At 59.8% G+C, this 14992-nt stretch carries 15 protein-coding genes; 10 read left to right on the top strand and 5 right to left on the bottom strand.

Annotation, left to right across the window (positions count from 1 at the left end; translation table 11 throughout):
* Positions 1-4 precede the first annotated feature (4 nt).
* From JAO82_RS06035 to JAO82_RS06025, 3 genes are all read right to left on the bottom strand, one after another.
* Entirely contained in the window at positions 5-763 is a 759-nt protein-coding gene (locus JAO82_RS06035) for an SDR family oxidoreductase (RefSeq protein ID WP_198685460.1), read from the bottom strand.
* Positions 764-821: 58 nt separating this feature from the next.
* On the bottom strand, positions 822-2408 hold the full coding sequence (locus tag JAO82_RS06030) for an ABC transporter substrate-binding protein (RefSeq protein ID WP_198685459.1): 1587 nt from the start codon (positions 2406-2408) through the stop codon (positions 822-824).
* A gap of 115 nt (positions 2409-2523) precedes the next feature.
* Entirely contained in the window at positions 2524-3378 is an 855-nt protein-coding gene (locus tag JAO82_RS06025) for a LysR family transcriptional regulator (RefSeq protein WP_198685458.1), read from the bottom strand.
* A 96-nt stretch (positions 3379-3474) separates the two neighbouring features.
* On the opposite strand from JAO82_RS06025, the gene tmpA reads away from it, so the two are divergent.
* The 3 genes from tmpA (at position 3475) to JAO82_RS06010 (ending at position 6948) form a co-directional block, all read left to right on the top strand.
* A complete protein-coding gene (tmpA, locus tag JAO82_RS06020; protein WP_198685457.1) occupies positions 3475-4617 on the top strand; it encodes a 2-trimethylaminoethylphosphonate dioxygenase in 1143 nt (380 codons plus the stop codon).
* Positions 4614-5210, top strand: a complete 597-nt coding sequence (tmpB, locus tag JAO82_RS06015) for a (R)-1-hydroxy-2-trimethylaminoethylphosphonate oxygenase (protein WP_198685456.1) — start codon at positions 4614-4616, stop codon at positions 5208-5210. The genes tmpA and tmpB overlap by 4 nt, the downstream gene beginning before the upstream one ends.
* Positions 5211-5286: 76 nt before the next feature.
* Positions 5287-6948 (top strand): Na/Pi cotransporter family protein, encoded by a 1662-nt coding sequence (locus JAO82_RS06010; protein ID WP_198685455.1) that lies wholly within the window; start codon positions 5287-5289, stop codon positions 6946-6948.
* A 77-nt stretch (positions 6949-7025) separates the two neighbouring features.
* On the opposite strand, the gene JAO82_RS06005 is transcribed toward JAO82_RS06010, so the two are convergent.
* Positions 7026-7694: a PRC-barrel domain-containing protein gene (locus tag JAO82_RS06005; protein ID WP_198685454.1), complete on the bottom strand. Its 669-nt coding sequence runs from the start codon at positions 7692-7694 to the stop codon at positions 7026-7028.
* Between the two features lie 132 nt (positions 7695-7826).
* On the opposite strand from JAO82_RS06005, the gene JAO82_RS06000 reads away from it, so the two are divergent.
* The 7 genes from JAO82_RS06000 (at position 7827) to minE (ending at position 14311) form a co-directional block, all read left to right on the top strand.
* Positions 7827-8492, top strand: a complete 666-nt coding sequence (locus JAO82_RS06000) for an FAD-binding oxidoreductase (protein ID WP_198685453.1) — start codon at positions 7827-7829, stop codon at positions 8490-8492.
* Between the two features lie 84 nt (positions 8493-8576).
* Positions 8577-9896, top strand: coding sequence for a glycine cleavage T C-terminal barrel domain-containing protein (locus tag JAO82_RS05995; RefSeq protein ID WP_232897260.1), 1320 nt, complete (start codon positions 8577-8579; stop codon positions 9894-9896).
* Between the two features lie 74 nt (positions 9897-9970).
* Complete coding sequence (locus tag JAO82_RS05990; protein WP_198685452.1) at positions 9971-11755, top strand: SLC13 family permease; 1785 nt, start codon at positions 9971-9973, stop codon at positions 11753-11755.
* Between the two features lie 68 nt (positions 11756-11823).
* Positions 11824-12072, top strand: a complete 249-nt coding sequence (locus JAO82_RS05985; RefSeq protein ID WP_198685451.1) for a WGR domain-containing protein — start codon at positions 11824-11826, stop codon at positions 12070-12072.
* A gap of 381 nt (positions 12073-12453) precedes the next feature.
* Complete coding sequence (gene minC / locus JAO82_RS05980) at positions 12454-13191, top strand: septum site-determining protein MinC (protein ID WP_332872494.1); 738 nt, start codon at positions 12454-12456, stop codon at positions 13189-13191.
* The gene (gene minD / locus JAO82_RS05975) at positions 13188-14039 is read left to right on the top strand and encodes a septum site-determining protein MinD (RefSeq protein WP_198685449.1); all 852 of its coding nucleotides are present in this window, start codon (positions 13188-13190) and stop codon (positions 14037-14039) included. Before minC ends, minD begins: the two co-directional genes overlap by 4 nt.
* Before the next feature lie 2 nt (positions 14040-14041).
* Positions 14042-14311 carry a cell division topological specificity factor MinE gene (gene minE, locus JAO82_RS05970; RefSeq protein ID WP_198685448.1) on the top strand — a complete coding sequence of 90 codons (270 nt, stop codon included), beginning with the start codon at positions 14042-14044 and terminating at the stop codon, positions 14309-14311.
* A 58-nt stretch (positions 14312-14369) separates the two neighbouring features.
* Here the strand turns inward: minE and JAO82_RS05965 are convergent, their stop codons facing one another.
* Positions 14370-14810 (bottom strand): DUF4168 domain-containing protein, encoded by a 441-nt coding sequence (locus tag JAO82_RS05965; protein ID WP_198685447.1) that lies wholly within the window; start codon positions 14808-14810, stop codon positions 14370-14372.
* Between the last annotated feature and the right edge of the window lie 182 nt (positions 14811-14992).

The following is a 14992-nucleotide window of genomic DNA, read 5'->3' as shown; positions in this document are numbered from 1 at the left end:
ACGCTCAGACCTTCGGATCGGGGTTCTCGGTATGTCCATCGACGGCGATGATCTGCCCCGAGACATGGCGCGCCGCATCCGAGGCCAGAAATAGCGCCATATTGGCGATCTCTTCGGCCTGAATGAAGGTGCGCATCGAGGTGCCAGAAGCATAGCCGCGATAGATCGCGTCGCGCGTTGTCCCCTTGGCCGCCGCCTCGCGTTGCAAAACGCCCTCCATACGCGGCCCCTCGACCGCGCCGGGGCAAATCGCGTTGGCACGGATGCCGAAGGGGCCAAGTTCCATCGCCGCCGTCTTCATCAACCCGTTGACCGCCCATTTCGCCGCCGCATAGGGCGCGCGGTTGGGATAACCGTACAGCCCGGCGGTTGAGGATGTGTAGAGGATTGCACCTTTGCCCGCCCGTTTCATCAGCGGTGCGGCGGCGCGGGTGAACAGGAACGCGCCGTCCAGATTCACCGACACGCAGCGGCGGAATCCGCTCAGCGGCTGCTCTTCGATCAACGCGGTCGGCCCGGCGATACCGGCATTGGCGCAAAGCACGTCAAGCCCGCCCCATTCATTCGCCAATCGCGTGAAAAGCGCGGCAATCGCGGCTTCGTCGGTGACGTCGATACAGTCGCGTCGCCATTCGCTCGGGCAAGAGGCCAGCGCGTCGGCATCCGCATCGACGATCCAGACATCCGCCCCCGATGCTGCGAAACCCTCGGCCATGGCACGCCCGATGCCGCTGGCCCCGGCGGTGATCAGTACCTGTTGCATTGCGCCCTCCCGGCTCAGCCAAGGGAGCGGCAGAAACATCCGCCGCTCCGCTTATTGCTTAGGCTTTCAGCCAGCATTTCACCGGCGCCAGCGCGTTCATCAGTGGGAAGTTCGGGTCGTCATGCCAGCCTTCGACCTGATCCGATATCGCGTCGACGAAATTGTTGAACATCGGACAGATCACCCCGCCCTCGTCCCGCAGGATCACGTTGAGGCGGCGATACATGTCCCTGCGCTTGTCCTCATCCAGTTCGCCGCGCGCTTGCACCAACAGCTTGTCGAATTCGGGGTTGGAAAACTTGGTTTCGTTCCAATCCGCACCGGTCTGATAGGATGTCGAAAGCATCATGTCCTGTGTCGGGCGCCCGTTCCAATAGGAGTTGCAGAACGGTTCCTTGTTCCAGACCTCGCTCCAATAACCGTCGCCGGGGCTGCGGATCACGTCCAGTTGCATGCCGGCCTCAGCGGCGCTTTGCTGGTATAGTTGCGCCGCGTCCAGCGCGCCCGGAAACGCCACATCCGAGGTGCGGAACACGATCGGCCCCTCGTGGCCGGATTTCTTGTAGTGGAACGCCGCCTTTTCGGGATCGTATTCGCGCTGTTCGATATCATCGGAAAATAGCGGATAGGCCGCGTTGATCGGTGTATCATTGCCGATGGTGCCATGGCCGAACAGGATCTTGTCGAGCATTTCTTCGCGATTGATAGCGTATTTCAGCGCCATGCGCAGATCATTGTTGTTGAACGGGGCGGTGTTGCAATGCATGACATAGACATAATGGCCTCGGCTGGGCACTGATTTGACTTCGACCCCCGGAGCCCGCTTCATCATGGTGGCGATGCGCGGCGGTACGCGATTGATCATATGCACCTGCCCCGACTGCACCGCCGAGACCCGTGCGGAGTCGTCATTGATCACCAGAACTTCGATCCGGTCCACATGGCCGCGCGAATCGTCCCAATAATCGGCAAATTTTTCAAATATATAGCGAACCCCGGCGTCCTCCTCGATCACCTTGTAGGGGCCAGCCGAGACACCCTCGGCGGGGTTGTCTTTGCCACCATTCGGCTGGATCACCAGATGGTAATCGGCCAGCACAAAAGGCAGGTCGGCATTGGCTTCTTTCAACTCGACGATGAATTCGTCGTTCTCGACGCGCATCGTTTTGATACCTTGCACCAGACCCAGCGCGCCCGACTGGCTGCTTTCGTCGGAATGGCGCTCCATGGTGGCCATGACGTCTTCGGGGGTCACCGTCTTGCCGTTGTGAAAGGGCACGTCCTTGCGGATCTTGAAGGTCCAGACCCGCGCATCGGGCGAGGAACTGTGATCGACGGCCAGCCGGCTGACCAGGTCGCCCTCGGGCGAGACCTCGAAAAGCCGCTCGCCAAAGAACGACAGCATCGTGTTTGGCGCCTCGTTGCTGGCCAGCGCCGGATCGAAACTGTCGGTGCTTTGTCCGCCACCCAGCCCGAGGCGCATGACGCCGCCCTTGACCGGATCAGCGGCCCTTGCCGCACCGGCCAACATCGTGTTGGCAATTGTTGTCGTCACGCCCAAAGCGGCGGCGCGGCCCAGAAATGCCCGCCGGTCGAGCCGCCCCGCAGCGGCCAGTTTGCCAAGGTATTTCAGTTCGTTCGACATTGGGTCACCCTCTCCTGACGTTATTGTCAGCGCTGTGATTAGCCGTGGTCCAGCGCGTTTTATTAAGCCAACTCTTGCGCAGACCCGTTATAAAGTCACGTCTTATTCTCATGACCTACACCGCATCATCTGAGCAGAAAATTCCGGTCAAACGCTCCCATTGCCGCGCGGGCAAGGCGGCTTCCGAGGCGGTAAACCAATAGCTGTCAGATGGGTGCAGTTTGTGATCGGACAGGGGCACAAGGTCGCCGCGTTTTAATGCCTCGGCGCAAAGCGGCAGTGACGCCAGCAGCACCCCGACCCCCGCCACTGCCGCTGCGATGGCCGACGTCATGGTATCAAACCGCACATGTGGACGATCGCCATATTCGCCCCATTCCTGCCAGCCGGGGCGCGGGCCGGACACGGCGATTTTCGGCAGATCCTGCCATCGCTCTCCAGCGTTCAACAAATGGGGGCTGGCGACCGGGGCCAGTTCCTCGGCGAACAGCCGCGCGGTCCGGCGACCGGGCCACAGGCCGTTGCCGTGGCGTATTTCTACCGTATCCGCCTGCCGGTCGAAATCGGCGGCAACCACCATGGTCGAAAACGAAATCTGCATCCGGTCGTCCGGCTCTAAGCGGGTCAGGCGGGGCACCAGCCAATTCTGGATCACCGAGGCACTGGCCGAGATTGTGATCTTGCGCCGTCTGGTGCTGAACAGATCTTCGGAACTTTGCTGCAACAGGGTCAGCGCGTGGCTGACATGGGGCAACCAGGCCTCGCCCTCGACGGTCAGCGCCACGCCGCGGCGTTGTCGTAGGAACAGCCGCGCGCCGATCATCGCTTCCAGATTGGCGATGCGCTGGCTGATCGCAGCCTGGGTCAGGTCAATCTCATGCGCGGCGGCGGTGAAACTGCCGGTCCGGCCCGCCGCCTCGAAGGCGCGCACCCATTCCAGCGGCAGATTGTCAAACGGACGATCAGACATAAGCCAATTGACCTCTCGTTGTCAGAAACCATTGATTGTGTTTATGTCAGAATAACCCATCCTCGCCATATATCATTTTCAAAGCGCGAGACCGACATGACCGACGTGACCATCGCCCCCGAGGGCAATTTCATCACACTCAAGGCAGGGGAGCGAACGGCCCGGTTTCACGCGATCTGGCTGCGCGACAACGCCTGGGACGAGGCCACCCGCGCCCCCGCCAACGGCCAACGCCTGATCGCGCTGCGCGACATTCCTGCCGAGACCCGCGTCAGCGCCGCCAAGGCCGATGGCCAGCGCCTGACGCTGACCTTCGCCCCTGAAAACAAGACCGTCGAATATGACGTTGATTGGCTGATGCAAAGTCGCTATGATCGCCCACAGGAAACCGGCGCGGGCTGGACCGGCGAGGGCATCGAGACGTGGGATTCTGGTCTGATGGCGCGCGTGCCACAGGGCGATTTTACTGCCGTGCAAAGCGATGCAGGCGCGAAACGCGATTGGCTGGCGCAGGTTGCGCGCTATGGCTTTGGCAAGCTGACCGGCGGTCCCATCGAAAATGGTGCGCTGTTCAAGGTGGTCGATCTGTTCGGCCATGTACGCGAAACCAACTATGGCCGTCATTTCGAGGTCCGCACCGAGGTCAACCCCACAAATCTGGCGTTTACCGGGCTGGGGCTGCAGGCGCATACTGACAACCCGTACCGCGATCCGGTGCCGACGCTGCAAATCCTTTACTGCCTCGAAAGCTCGGCTGCGGGGGGCGAGAATATGGTGGTCGATGGGTTCCGTGTGGCCGAGCGCTTGCGCAGCGAAAACCCGGAATGGTTCGATGTGCTGGCGGGCCATTGCGCGCGGTTCGAATATGCGGGCGAGGCCGGAGTGCGGCTGCAATCGCGCCGCCCGATGATCGAACTGGCCCCGGATGGCGCGCTGATCGGCGTGCGCTTCAACAACCGGTCGGCTGCGGCGATCACCGATGTGCCATTCGACAAGATGGAAACCTATTACGCCGCCTATCGCCGCATGGGCGAGATCATTGACGATCCCGCAATGGAAGTGACGTTCCGCCTTGAGCCGGGCGAGAGCTTTATCGTCGACAACACCCGCGTGCTACACGCGCGCAAGGGCTATTCCGGCACCGGAAAGCGCTGGTTCCAAGGCTGTTACGCTGACAAAGACGGGCTGCTGTCGACGCTGGCGGCATTGGAAGCCCCTATGGCGGAGGCGGCAGAATGAGCCGCCCCGATCCTGCAACCCTGACCCCGCAAACCATCGTTGCGTTTCTTGAAGATATCTTCGAGCGGCGCGGCGGCGAGGAATATCTGGGCGAACCCGTCACCATGGCCGAGCATATGTTGCAAGGTGCCACGATTGCCGAGAAAAATGGCCTGCCCGAGATCATCATTGTGGCGGCGCTGCTGCATGACATTGGCCATTTCACTTCCGAATTCGGCACCTTCCGCATCGACGATACCGAGGACCGCCATCATGAAGAGGCAGGTGCCGAGGTGCTTGAGGCGTTCTTTCCCAGCCTCGTCACCGATTGCGTGCGCTATCACGTGGCGGCCAAGCGGTATCTTTGCGCAACCAAGCCGGAATATTACAATCGACTGTCGGAGGCGTCGATCCATTCGCTAAACTTGCAGGGCGGGCCGATGAGCGCGGAAGAGGTCGCCGCATTCGAGCAGAACCCGAACCTCAAGGAAATCATCCAGGTGCGGTATCTGGACGAAGCCGGCAAACATGCCGATATGGAAACCCCGCCGTTTTCGCATTTCGCGCCGATGGTGCAGCGGATCGTCGACGCCCATTGCGGCGTGACGCCGTAACCGCGCACCGGAACCAGACGCGCACGGTATCGCTTGCCATTGTGATGGCTGAAAAAATCAGCGAAGCTGGGCGTATATGACAATCCTGTGGTTCCTCATCCAGTTGGCAGGGGCGGTGATGCTTCTGCTTTACGCGGTGCGCATGGTGCGCACCGGAATCGAACGTGCGTTCGGGCCGTCATTCAAACGGGCGATGATAAAACGCGGCACCCGTTTGAGCACTGCCGGGATGGGCGTGATCTTTGCGATGGTCCTGCAAAGTTCGGCTGCGGTGGCACTGTTGGCGGCCGGCTTTGCCGGGGCTGGCGCGCTCAGTTTCACGGCCGGTCTGGCGCTGGTTCTGGGGGGCGATCTGGGCTCGGCGCTGCTGATTCAGATCCTGTCGTTCCGGCTGGACTGGTTGGTGCCGGTGCTGCTGGCGCTGGGCGGCGCGCTGTTTTTGCGCTCCGAGCGGCGGGGCACGAAACAGGCAGGTCGCGTCGTTCTGGGCATTGCTTTCATTCTGATTTCGCTGCGGTTCCTGCGCGAAACCATGGCGCCGATTTCGGACAGCGCGTTCCTGCCGGCGATCGCCGGCTATCTGGAAAGCGATTACGTCACCGCGTTTCTGGTCGGCATGGCGCTGGCTTTCATCATGTTTTCATCCGTGGCAGTGATCCTGATGTGTGTGACATTGGTACAGATCGGCGCGATTCCGCTGGAGGCGGGCGTGTCGCTGGTGCTGGGGGCGAATATGGGTTCAGCGCTGATCCCGGTCTGGCTGAGCCGTGGCTTGCCGCCAGAGGGACGGCAGGTGCCGGTGGCGAACATGCTGTTACGATGCAGTTGGTCAGTTCTGGTGTTGATGCTGATCAACCGGCTGCCGATCCTGCCATTTTTGGCGGGCCATACCGTTGGGCAGACATTGGTGAATGTGCATATCCTGTTCAACCTGACACTGCTGGCGATTGCATTGCCGTTCATTGGCAAACTGAAAAAACCGATTGGGAAATTGCTGCCGATTCCGGCGGCCTATCCAGAATCCATGCCGGAAAGCCACCGCAGCGTGCTCAATGACGACGTGCGTGACAAACCCGCCCTTGCGCTGGCCAGCCTCAAACGCGAGGTGTTGCGCATGTTGCAGGTGGTCGAGGGCATGATGCGTCCGGCGATGGATCTGTATCAGGATTTCGACAAGCCGAGGATGCAAGCGCTACGCCAGACCGATGAAGTGGTTAACGACGCGCTGGATGGCGTGCGCCGATACGTCGCTCGGATAGATCCCGACACGGTTGGCGAACAGACCTTTAAACAGGCGCGTGATCTGGCCGAATACGCGATCCAGATCGAAGCCGCGGGCGATATCGTGGAACAATTGCTTTTGCTGGCACAAGAGCGCAATGATCATCGCATCCGATTTTCCCAAAAGGGGCTGGAAGAGCTCATAACCATGCATGAGACGATCATGGAGAACATCATACTGGCCTCTAATGTGCTGATTTCCGACGACGTAGAGAGCGCCCGCTTGCTGGTTGAAGCCAAGGACGACATTTCGCGCACCGAGCGGCGCAACCGGCGCACTCATTTGCGCCGGCTCAGCCACGGCACCGAGTTGAGCTTTGATTCCAGTGACCTGCATCTTGAGACCCTGCGTGCGCTCAAGGAGTTCAATAGCAAGATCGCTTCGGTCGCTTATCCGATCCTGTACCGCAAGGGCCAGCTTCTGGAAACACGGCTGATTGAAAACCTTCACGCCTGATAAGTATATGAAATGGCGGCGGTACCGTTGCTGGACGCCCAATGCGATGTCGCGGATGTGTCAGTCTTACCAGTGGGTCATTCCGCCGCAACTGGCTCGCCTCCTACAGTTGCATCCGGCACCTGCTGGGCGGCCTCGGCATCCTGCTGTTCTTTCGCCGTGACAAATGGTTCGGCGGCTTCCAGATCGGCCTTGGTGGCGCTGCTTGTCAGGCGGGCACTGCCGGTCGCGTTGGTCGAGACATCAAGGCTGTCCATTTTGACCGCAACCAGTTTCTTGCCGATCCCGAGGAACCCGCCAACGCCGATCACGACACCCTCGACGGTGCCGTCGAGATTGATGATCAGGTCGGAAATACTGCCCACCGTTTGTTCGCCTAGGGTTGTGTAAACCGTCGATCCCAACAGGTTCTTGGCAAGGATTGTATCTTCGCTCTGAAGGATGATCTGGCCCTCGATCGGTTTGGCTGGTGCTTCGGTGGCCATGTCTGAGTCAGTTTCCGGTTTCTCGCCCATGACGCCGTCTGGCGTTAGATCGGTGCCTGAGCTGTCGTCCATCGCTGCACCCGGATCGGGGGCTGGCTCCATCCCTCCCAAAGGCGGCTCTGTATCAACCGCATCAGGCTCGGCCACCTCGGAGGTGGCACCGTTATCAGGCGCCGTATCCTGTGCAAAGCCCGTGATCGGGACGGTTGCCAACAGGGCAGCCAACGCAGCTATGCAGGTGGTCTGAAATAGTTTCGACATCATCTCATCCTCAGGCTGACAGGGGTTCCAGCACCCGTAACGCACCGGCGCGCAGTTCGTTCCCTTGGCTGTGCGCAGGAACCGGATGATGCTATCATGCGTAAGGTTGATGGATGATAGGAGGTTCCAGAAATGGCACACCAAATGACCCTGAAACGCATCGAACCCGTTACCCACGACACCTACCACTTGGTATTCGACCGCCCCGACGGCTTTGAATATACTCCCGGCCAAGGGGTTGAACTGCACGTTCTCAAGGATGGATGGGAAGATAAAGGCCGCCCCTTTACCCCGGTCACGCTTCCCCACGAGCCGACGCTGGAATTTGTCATTAAATCCTACCCCGACCGGCACGGCGTCACGGAACAGATCGGCAAGATGCAACCGGGTGACGAGATGAAGATGAAGGGTCCGTTTGGCGCGATCTCGGATCATGGGCCGGGTATTTTTATTGCCGGCGGGGCTGGGATCACCCCGATGATCGCGGTGCTGCGCCAGCAACTGCATGAGAATGGCACATTGGAGGGCTCGACCCTTGTCTTTGCCAACAAGACCGAAAACGACATCATCTGGCGCGACAAGTTCGAAGCGATGAGAGGGCTAAACACCGCCTTTGTCGTGGACGAAGCCGGAGCCAGCGTGCCGCAACAGCGGCTTGAGCGCGATTACCTTAGCCAGTTTGCCGGCGCCAATAGCCGCTGCTATTTGTGCGGCCCCCCGCCAATGATGAAGGCGGTGCGTCAGGCGCTGGATGATCTGGGCGTCAAGGACGAGAATATCATTCAGGAAAAATGGTGAAAACAGCCTTTGGCTTACCACGAATGCGGGGCTGATTAGAGCCACGTGCGTGCCTTGAACCTACGCTGCTGCAAGGGGTCTGCCATGGACAAAAATCTCAGAACCACCCCCAATGTACCTGGTGTCGATCAATCCGACCGTATGGTTCCTGTCAATCTGCGCCAGTCGGGGAGCACGCCGGTCGAAATGCTGATTTCTACGCGGGTGCGTAAATCGCCGTTCTGGCATCTTTCGGTCGAGGCCGGATGCTGGCGCGCAACGGTCTATAACCGCATGTACCACCCACGCGGCTATGTCCGCCCGGAAGAGGGCGGCGCGATGGCAGAATACCGTTCGCTCGTCAAAGGTGTGACCCTGTGGAACGTCGCAGTCGAGCGCCAAATCCGGGTCAAGGGGCCGGACGCCGAAGCCTTCGTCAACTTTGTCATTACGCGCGACGCCACCAAAATTGAGCCCATGCGGGGAAAATACTGCATCCTGTGCAATGAAAAGGGCGGTATATTGAACGATCCAGTGTTATTGCGGCTGGCGGCGGACGAATTCTGGTTCTCGATTTCTGACAGCGACCTGATGTTGTGGTTGCAGGGCGTGAACCTGCCCCGGCGCTGGGATGTCGAGATTGACGAACTGGACGTGTCCCCCTTGCAGGTGCAAGGGCCGCTCTCGGAACAGTTGATGGCGGATCTGGTCGGCGAAAGGCTGAAGGAGCTACCCTATTACGGGCTGATGGAAACCAAAATTGACGGCTGCCCCATCATGGTCAGTCAGACTGGTTTCAGCGGCGAAAAAGGCTATGAGGTTTACGTGCGCGATGCCACCATTAATGCTGAACAGGTATGGTATGCGATCCGCGGCATTGGTGCACGTTATGGGCTGCGGGTGATCGCACCGGGGCATCACCGCCGCATCGCCGCTGGCATTCTCAGCTGGGGGCAGGATATGGATTCCGAAACCTCGCCGTTTCAGGTCAATCTGGCCTATCAGGTGCCGCGCAAGAAATCTGCCGATTACGTCGGCAAGGCCGCGCTGGAACAGCAGCGTGCCCGGATTGAGGCCGGCGATTACCCCTTCGCTCTGACCATGGTGGGGCTGAAGATGGGCGGCAAACCCATCGTCGATTACGCGTCCGATTTCTGGCTGGTCTCGTGCAGTGAAGGGCAGCGCTGCGGCTATGTCACCTCGCCTTGGTGGTCACCGGAACTGCAGACTAATATCGCGTTGGCCTATGTCCCATGGGGCAAGTCCGAGATTGGCACCGAACTGCTGGTCGAACTGCCCGAGCCTTATTCCATCGAAGCTGGCGAGCCGGTCGCGGCCAAGGTCTGCGAAGTGCCGTTCCTTACCTCAGCGCATCCCAGCGCGCGTGAACGCGCCAAGTCCGAGGGGCGCGACAGCCCCGACTGATCGCCCGCTTGAGCGGTGGCGCCGGACGTGTCATGCCTGATTCTCTTTTTCGACCCACGGGAGTCTGCCGCGCGATGATCGACCTAATTGGGCAAAACGCCCCTTTCCTGGCGATCGGGATCCTGCTGCTTCTCTTCGTCGCCTTCACGCTGGAAAAATTCCCCCCCGAGGTCACAGCAGCGGCGGCGGCGGCGCTGTTTATCGTGCTGGGCCTCGTGCCTTATGAGCGGGTGATAGGGGTGTTCTCGAATCCGGCGCCGATCACGATCGCAGCGATGTTTATCGTCTCAGGGGCGTTGGTGCGCACCGGGGTGCTGGACGTGCTGGCGAACATGGTGATCACGCGTGCGCAGGATCGCCCGGTTCTGGCGCTAGGGTCGTTCCTGATCGCGGCAATCGCGGCCTCGGCCTTCATGAACAACACACCGGTGGTGCTGGTGCTGATCCCGGTGGTGATAAGGCTGGCCAACAGCCTGAAACTGGCTCCGACGCGGCTGCTGATCCCGCTGTCCTATATGGCGGTGCTGGGCGGCACCTGCACGCTGATCGGAACGTCCACCAACCTGATCGTTGACGGTATCGCGCGCGAAAACGGCATGGCGGCATTTTCAATCTTTGAGATTGCCCCCATCGGTCTTTCGGCCACATTTGTAGGCAGTCTGACGCTCCTGATTCTCGGGCGGTGGCTGCTGCCTCAACGTGAGACCGAGGGCGACGGCACCAGCGGAGATGAAACGCAGTTCCTCTCGGAAATCGCCGTCCTCGACGGCTATGCTCATATCGATATGCCACTGGCCGATATCGCTGATTTCGAACGTGACGGTGTGCATGTCAAAGGTGTTAAGCGCGGCGGCAAGATCACCCGCAGCAATCTGGACGAGTTCGTGCTGCAAAAGGGCGATGCGGTGATTGTCGTGACCACCACGTCGGAATTGCTGACGTTTGCGCAAAACTCGGGGCTGCGCGTCGGAATGCGGCGCACCTCTGATCTGGCTCCCGATGCAAAGCTGCGCACGGTCGAGGCGATCGTGACCCCCAAGCGCCACACCGTCGGGCGGCGCATTGCTGATTTGGCGCTGGGGCGCAATGCGGGGGTGCGGGTGCTGGGTGCGTTCCGGCATGGCCATATCGCCGGGCCTGACCTGTCGGGCGTCCGGCTGCGCCCTGCCGACAAATTGCTGCTGGAAGGCTCACAGGAGGGGTCTCGGGCTTTGGCCGAGGCTGGTGACGTGGCTTCGGTCACTGAACCCGCTGGGCGGGCCTATCGGCGCCGACAGGCCCCGATTGCGGTGCTTGCCCTGTTGGGGATCGTGGTTCTGGCGGCGCTGAATGTCATGCCCATCGGCCTATTGGCGCTGGTTGCCGTGGCGGTCATCCTGATCCTGCGCTGTATCGACAGCGATGAGGCATGGAAATCGGTCGATGGTTCAATTCTGGTGCTGATTTTCGCGATGCTGATTATCGGCGCTGGGCTGGAACACACCGGCGCGGTGGAACTTATTGTCGCTATCATTACGCCACTGCTGACTGATCTGCCGCCTTTTGCCACGCTGCTTGCAGTCTATTTCATGGCCTCAATCTTGACCGAGGTGGTCACCAACAACGCCGTTGCGGTGGTGTTCACACCCATTGTCATTGCGCTGGCCTCGCAGTTGGGCGTTGATCCGCGCCCGCTGGCCGTGGCCGTGATGATCGCTGCCAGCGCCAGTTTCGCAACGCCCATCGGCTATCAGACGAACACTTTGGTTTACGGCGCGGGGAACTATCGTTTCACCGATTTTCTCAAGATCGGGGTGCCGATGAACCTGATTGTCGGGCTGACATCGTCTTTCGCGATCAGCATCGTTTTTCCGCTTTGATGAAGCTGTGCAGGCATATTAATGCTGCGGCATCAAGGTGCCGCCACCTGCGGGAGTGATCGCGACAGATGCAGACTTATCTGGAAAAAATCGATATTGCCCGCAATCAGGCCCGATTCTATCGGATGATTGTCATGCCCGATCTGTTTGGTGACTGGACGCTTTACCGCGAATGGGGGCGGATCGGTCAGGGTGGTCAGATTCGCCGGGACCATTTTGCCAGCGAAGATCAGGCGATTGCCGCAATGCTCGCATTGGAAGAGGGCAAGCGGCGGCGCGGCTATTGGGTGATGCCGCAGCAACTGGAAATGTTATAAACGATGCGGTGCGCGAGCCCTTTTTACGCATTTCATCCGGCAGGAACGGAGACATGAGAGCACCATATCGCGTTCCGTCCCGACATGCGCGTCAATGGCGATCTTCGCACGGCGTCCCTTCCAACTCGCGCAATGGCACCGCGGGTAGAGGTGAGTTGCACATTTGCAGTCTGTGTGACAGTTAAGGTCTGATGCGACGCAGCCCTTTAGCACAGCGATCGCAGAAGGCAATTCGCGGTCTAGCACACCGGCACAACTTCGCCGAAAGTGAAAATGCTTTGCCGCAAATGGTGGACCAATCGGCCCGAACCCATTAGGCATGAGTATAATAACGCAGACCCGAATCTGCGGTCGGAATCGAGCAGGAGCAACAGTTCAAGCGTGCCAAAAAACGACGCCCCAGAAATTACCGCGGTCCGGCCTGTCCAGTTCCGGGGTCGCTTTCTTACCGCGGTTGCCCTGCTGATCGAGGGCGGGCCGCCTGATCGGCGTTTTTTTGCCGGTTTGGATGCACAATTGCGGCGTATGCCGCATTTTCTGGCCGACGCACCGTTGATTATCGATCTTGCCAAAGCGCCGGATCTTATCCGGGCGGAAGATCTGCGCCACCTGCGTGATGAATTGAGACAGCGCAAGTTGGCACCTTTCGCCGTTCAGAACGCCAGCGCCGGACAGATTGCCGCCGCAGCCGACGCGGGGCTGATCTCGGTGGTTGCGGGTCAAGACGCGCCACAACGGCCCAGCCGTCGCGAGGCCCCGGCCCCGGTGGCTGCACCTGCCCGCCCACAGGTGGCAAACAAGATCGTGACCACACCGGTGCGATCGGGGCAATCGATTGTCGCGGAACACGGCGATTTGGTGATCGTGGGGCACGTGGCCTCGGGTGCGGAACTGATCGCGGGCGGCAATATCCATATCTACGGCACGATGCGCGGGCGGGCGATGGCCGGCGTTCACGGCGACGAGAACGCGCGGATTTTCTGCCAGAACCTCGATGCTGAACTTCTGGCCATTGCCGGCCTTTATCGGACCAGTGAAAACCTGGAGCACGAGGTCCGGAAACGCAGCGTACACATCTTCCTTCAGGATCAACGGCTTTGCGTGGAGACACTCGCATGACATCGCAAATGAAACAGGAACCGCCGGTGGAAAGCAAAGTCATCGTCATAACTTCGGGCAAGGGCGGCGTGGGCAAGACAACCTCGGCCGCTGCCATCAGTGCCGGACTGGCGCAACGGGGTTACAGGACGGTGGTGATCGATTTCGACGTCGGGCTGCGTAACCTCGATATGATCATGGGCTGCGAACGCCGGGTCGTGTTCGACTTCATCAACGTGATCCAAGGCGATGCGCGGCTGAAACAGGCGCTGATCAAGGATAAGCGTCTGGAAAACCTTTCGATCCTGCCCACATCGCAGACCCGTGACAAAGACGCCCTGACCAAGGAAGGCGTTGAGAAGGTTTTGAACGAACTGCGCGAAGATTTCGACTACATCATCTGCGACAGCCCCGCCGGAATCGAGCGCGGTGCGCAACTGGCAATGTATTTTGCCGATGAAGCCGTTGTCGTCACCAACCCCGAGGTTTCCTCGGTGCGCGACAGTGACCGCGTATTGGGCCTGCTCAGCAGCAAGACCGCGCGGGCCGAAAAGGCCGATGCCGAGCCAATCAAGGCGCAAGCATTGCTGACACGCTATGACAACCAGCGCATCACCAGCGGTGAAATGATGACCGTCGAAGACGTTCTGGAGATTTTGGCGGTACCGCTGCTGGGGGTGATCCCCGAGAGCAGCGCGATCCTGCGTGCTTCGAACACCGGTACGCCGGTGGTTCTCGACGAGCCCTCGAATGCCAGCGTGGCCTATGAGGATGCGGTCTCGCGTCTGATCGGGGAACAGGTTGAAATGCGCATGGAAAGCGACCGGCGACCCGGTTTGTTCCAGCGCCTGTTCGGACGGACGGCATAACGATGTTTGGATTTTCCCTACGTTCCCGCAGAAAACCGGCCAAACAATCAGCAGAGACTGCACGCGATCGTTTGCAGATCTTGCTTGCTCATGAGCGCAGCACCGGATCCGGGCCGGATTGCTTGCCGGAATTGCAGCGCGATATTCTGGCCGCGATCAAACGCCACATGAAAATCGACAATGACGCCGTGGATATCCGCATGGATCGCGGTGATGAACTGTCGAGCCTCGAAATCAATATCGAGTTTCCTGCCGCCGAGCCGTCGCGCTGACGGAGGCATGGCGCAAATAAATTGGGCGGGGCGCCTGGCGCCCCGCCCAATTGCAGCTTCAGCCTGCGTTCTCGGTTTGAATCTCTTGCAAACGCTGGGCAATTTTCTGGGTTAACTCCTCATCGTTGGAGGCTGCCTGATCGATTGCCAGATAATCCTCAACGGTGATGTTTTCGGTCTCGGCGATGGTCGCGCGGATCTCTGCATCGGCCTGCTGCACGAGAGCCTGCTGCTGGGCTTCGTCCGCGATGCCCTGAAGTTCTTGGCCGTACTTTTGCTGAATTTCACCGACTTTCAGCGCGGCATTGACGAACGCATCGATCTGGGCATCGTCGAAAGTTGGGGTAGGCGTTGCCGCCGGTGCCTGTGAAGTCTCTGGCGCCTGTGTGGTTTCAGGCTGCGTCGGTGACGTGGCCTCCTGCGCCGCGACAAAGGACACCGGAGCCACCATAAGCGCAGCGGTCAGTGTAACGGCGGTAATCTTGCGAGTGTTGAACATTTCTCAACCTTTCTGTGTCTGTCTCAGCCGGAGCGGAATATCCGCGTCCGGTCACCGTCAGCTAGGGGTGCGTAAACAGACATGCAAAACGGCAAGCGGGATCTTGCGGTTCTCCTATTTCTCGCCAGCGTTGTTTCGCCGGTCACTGTATTTTCTTGATTTACCTATGGAACTTTTTCCGA

This window comes from Pontibaca salina (assembly GCF_016307205.1).
GTDB lineage: Bacteria > Pseudomonadota > Alphaproteobacteria > Rhodobacterales > Rhodobacteraceae > Pontibaca > Pontibaca salina.
Note: the sequence above shows the minus strand (reverse complement) of the source record. Positions and strands in the feature narration are given on the sequence as shown.

Bases quoted from the DNA above. Each gene is read 5' to 3' on its own strand.
- JAO82_RS06035 (WP_198685460.1), bottom strand. From the start codon at position 763: ATGCAACAGGTACTGATCACCGCCGGGGCCAGCGGCATCGGGCGTGCC.
- JAO82_RS06030 (WP_198685459.1), bottom strand. From the start codon at position 2,408: ATGTCGAACGAACTGAAATACCTTGGCAAACTGGCCGCTGCGGGGCGG.
- JAO82_RS06025 (WP_198685458.1), bottom strand. From the start codon at position 3,378: ATGTCTGATCGTCCGTTTGACAATCTGCCGCTGGAATGGGTGCGCGCC.
- tmpA (WP_198685457.1), top strand. From the start codon at position 3,475: ATGACCGACGTGACCATCGCCCCCGAGGGCAATTTCATCACACTCAAG.
- tmpB (WP_198685456.1), top strand. From the start codon at position 4,614: ATGAGCCGCCCCGATCCTGCAACCCTGACCCCGCAAACCATCGTTGCG.
- JAO82_RS06010 (WP_198685455.1), top strand. From the start codon at position 5,287: ATGACAATCCTGTGGTTCCTCATCCAGTTGGCAGGGGCGGTGATGCTT.
- JAO82_RS06005 (WP_198685454.1), bottom strand. From the start codon at position 7,694: ATGTCGAAACTATTTCAGACCACCTGCATAGCTGCGTTGGCTGCCCTG.
- JAO82_RS06000 (WP_198685453.1), top strand. From the start codon at position 7,827: ATGGCACACCAAATGACCCTGAAACGCATCGAACCCGTTACCCACGAC.
- JAO82_RS05995 (WP_232897260.1), top strand. From the start codon at position 8,577: ATGGACAAAAATCTCAGAACCACCCCCAATGTACCTGGTGTCGATCAA.
- JAO82_RS05990 (WP_198685452.1), top strand. From the start codon at position 9,971: ATGATCGACCTAATTGGGCAAAACGCCCCTTTCCTGGCGATCGGGATC.
- JAO82_RS05985 (WP_198685451.1), top strand. From the start codon at position 11,824: ATGCAGACTTATCTGGAAAAAATCGATATTGCCCGCAATCAGGCCCGA.
- minD (WP_198685449.1), top strand. From the start codon at position 13,188: ATGACATCGCAAATGAAACAGGAACCGCCGGTGGAAAGCAAAGTCATC.
- minE (WP_198685448.1), top strand. From the start codon at position 14,042: ATGTTTGGATTTTCCCTACGTTCCCGCAGAAAACCGGCCAAACAATCA.
- JAO82_RS05965 (WP_198685447.1), bottom strand. From the start codon at position 14,810: ATGTTCAACACTCGCAAGATTACCGCCGTTACACTGACCGCTGCGCTT.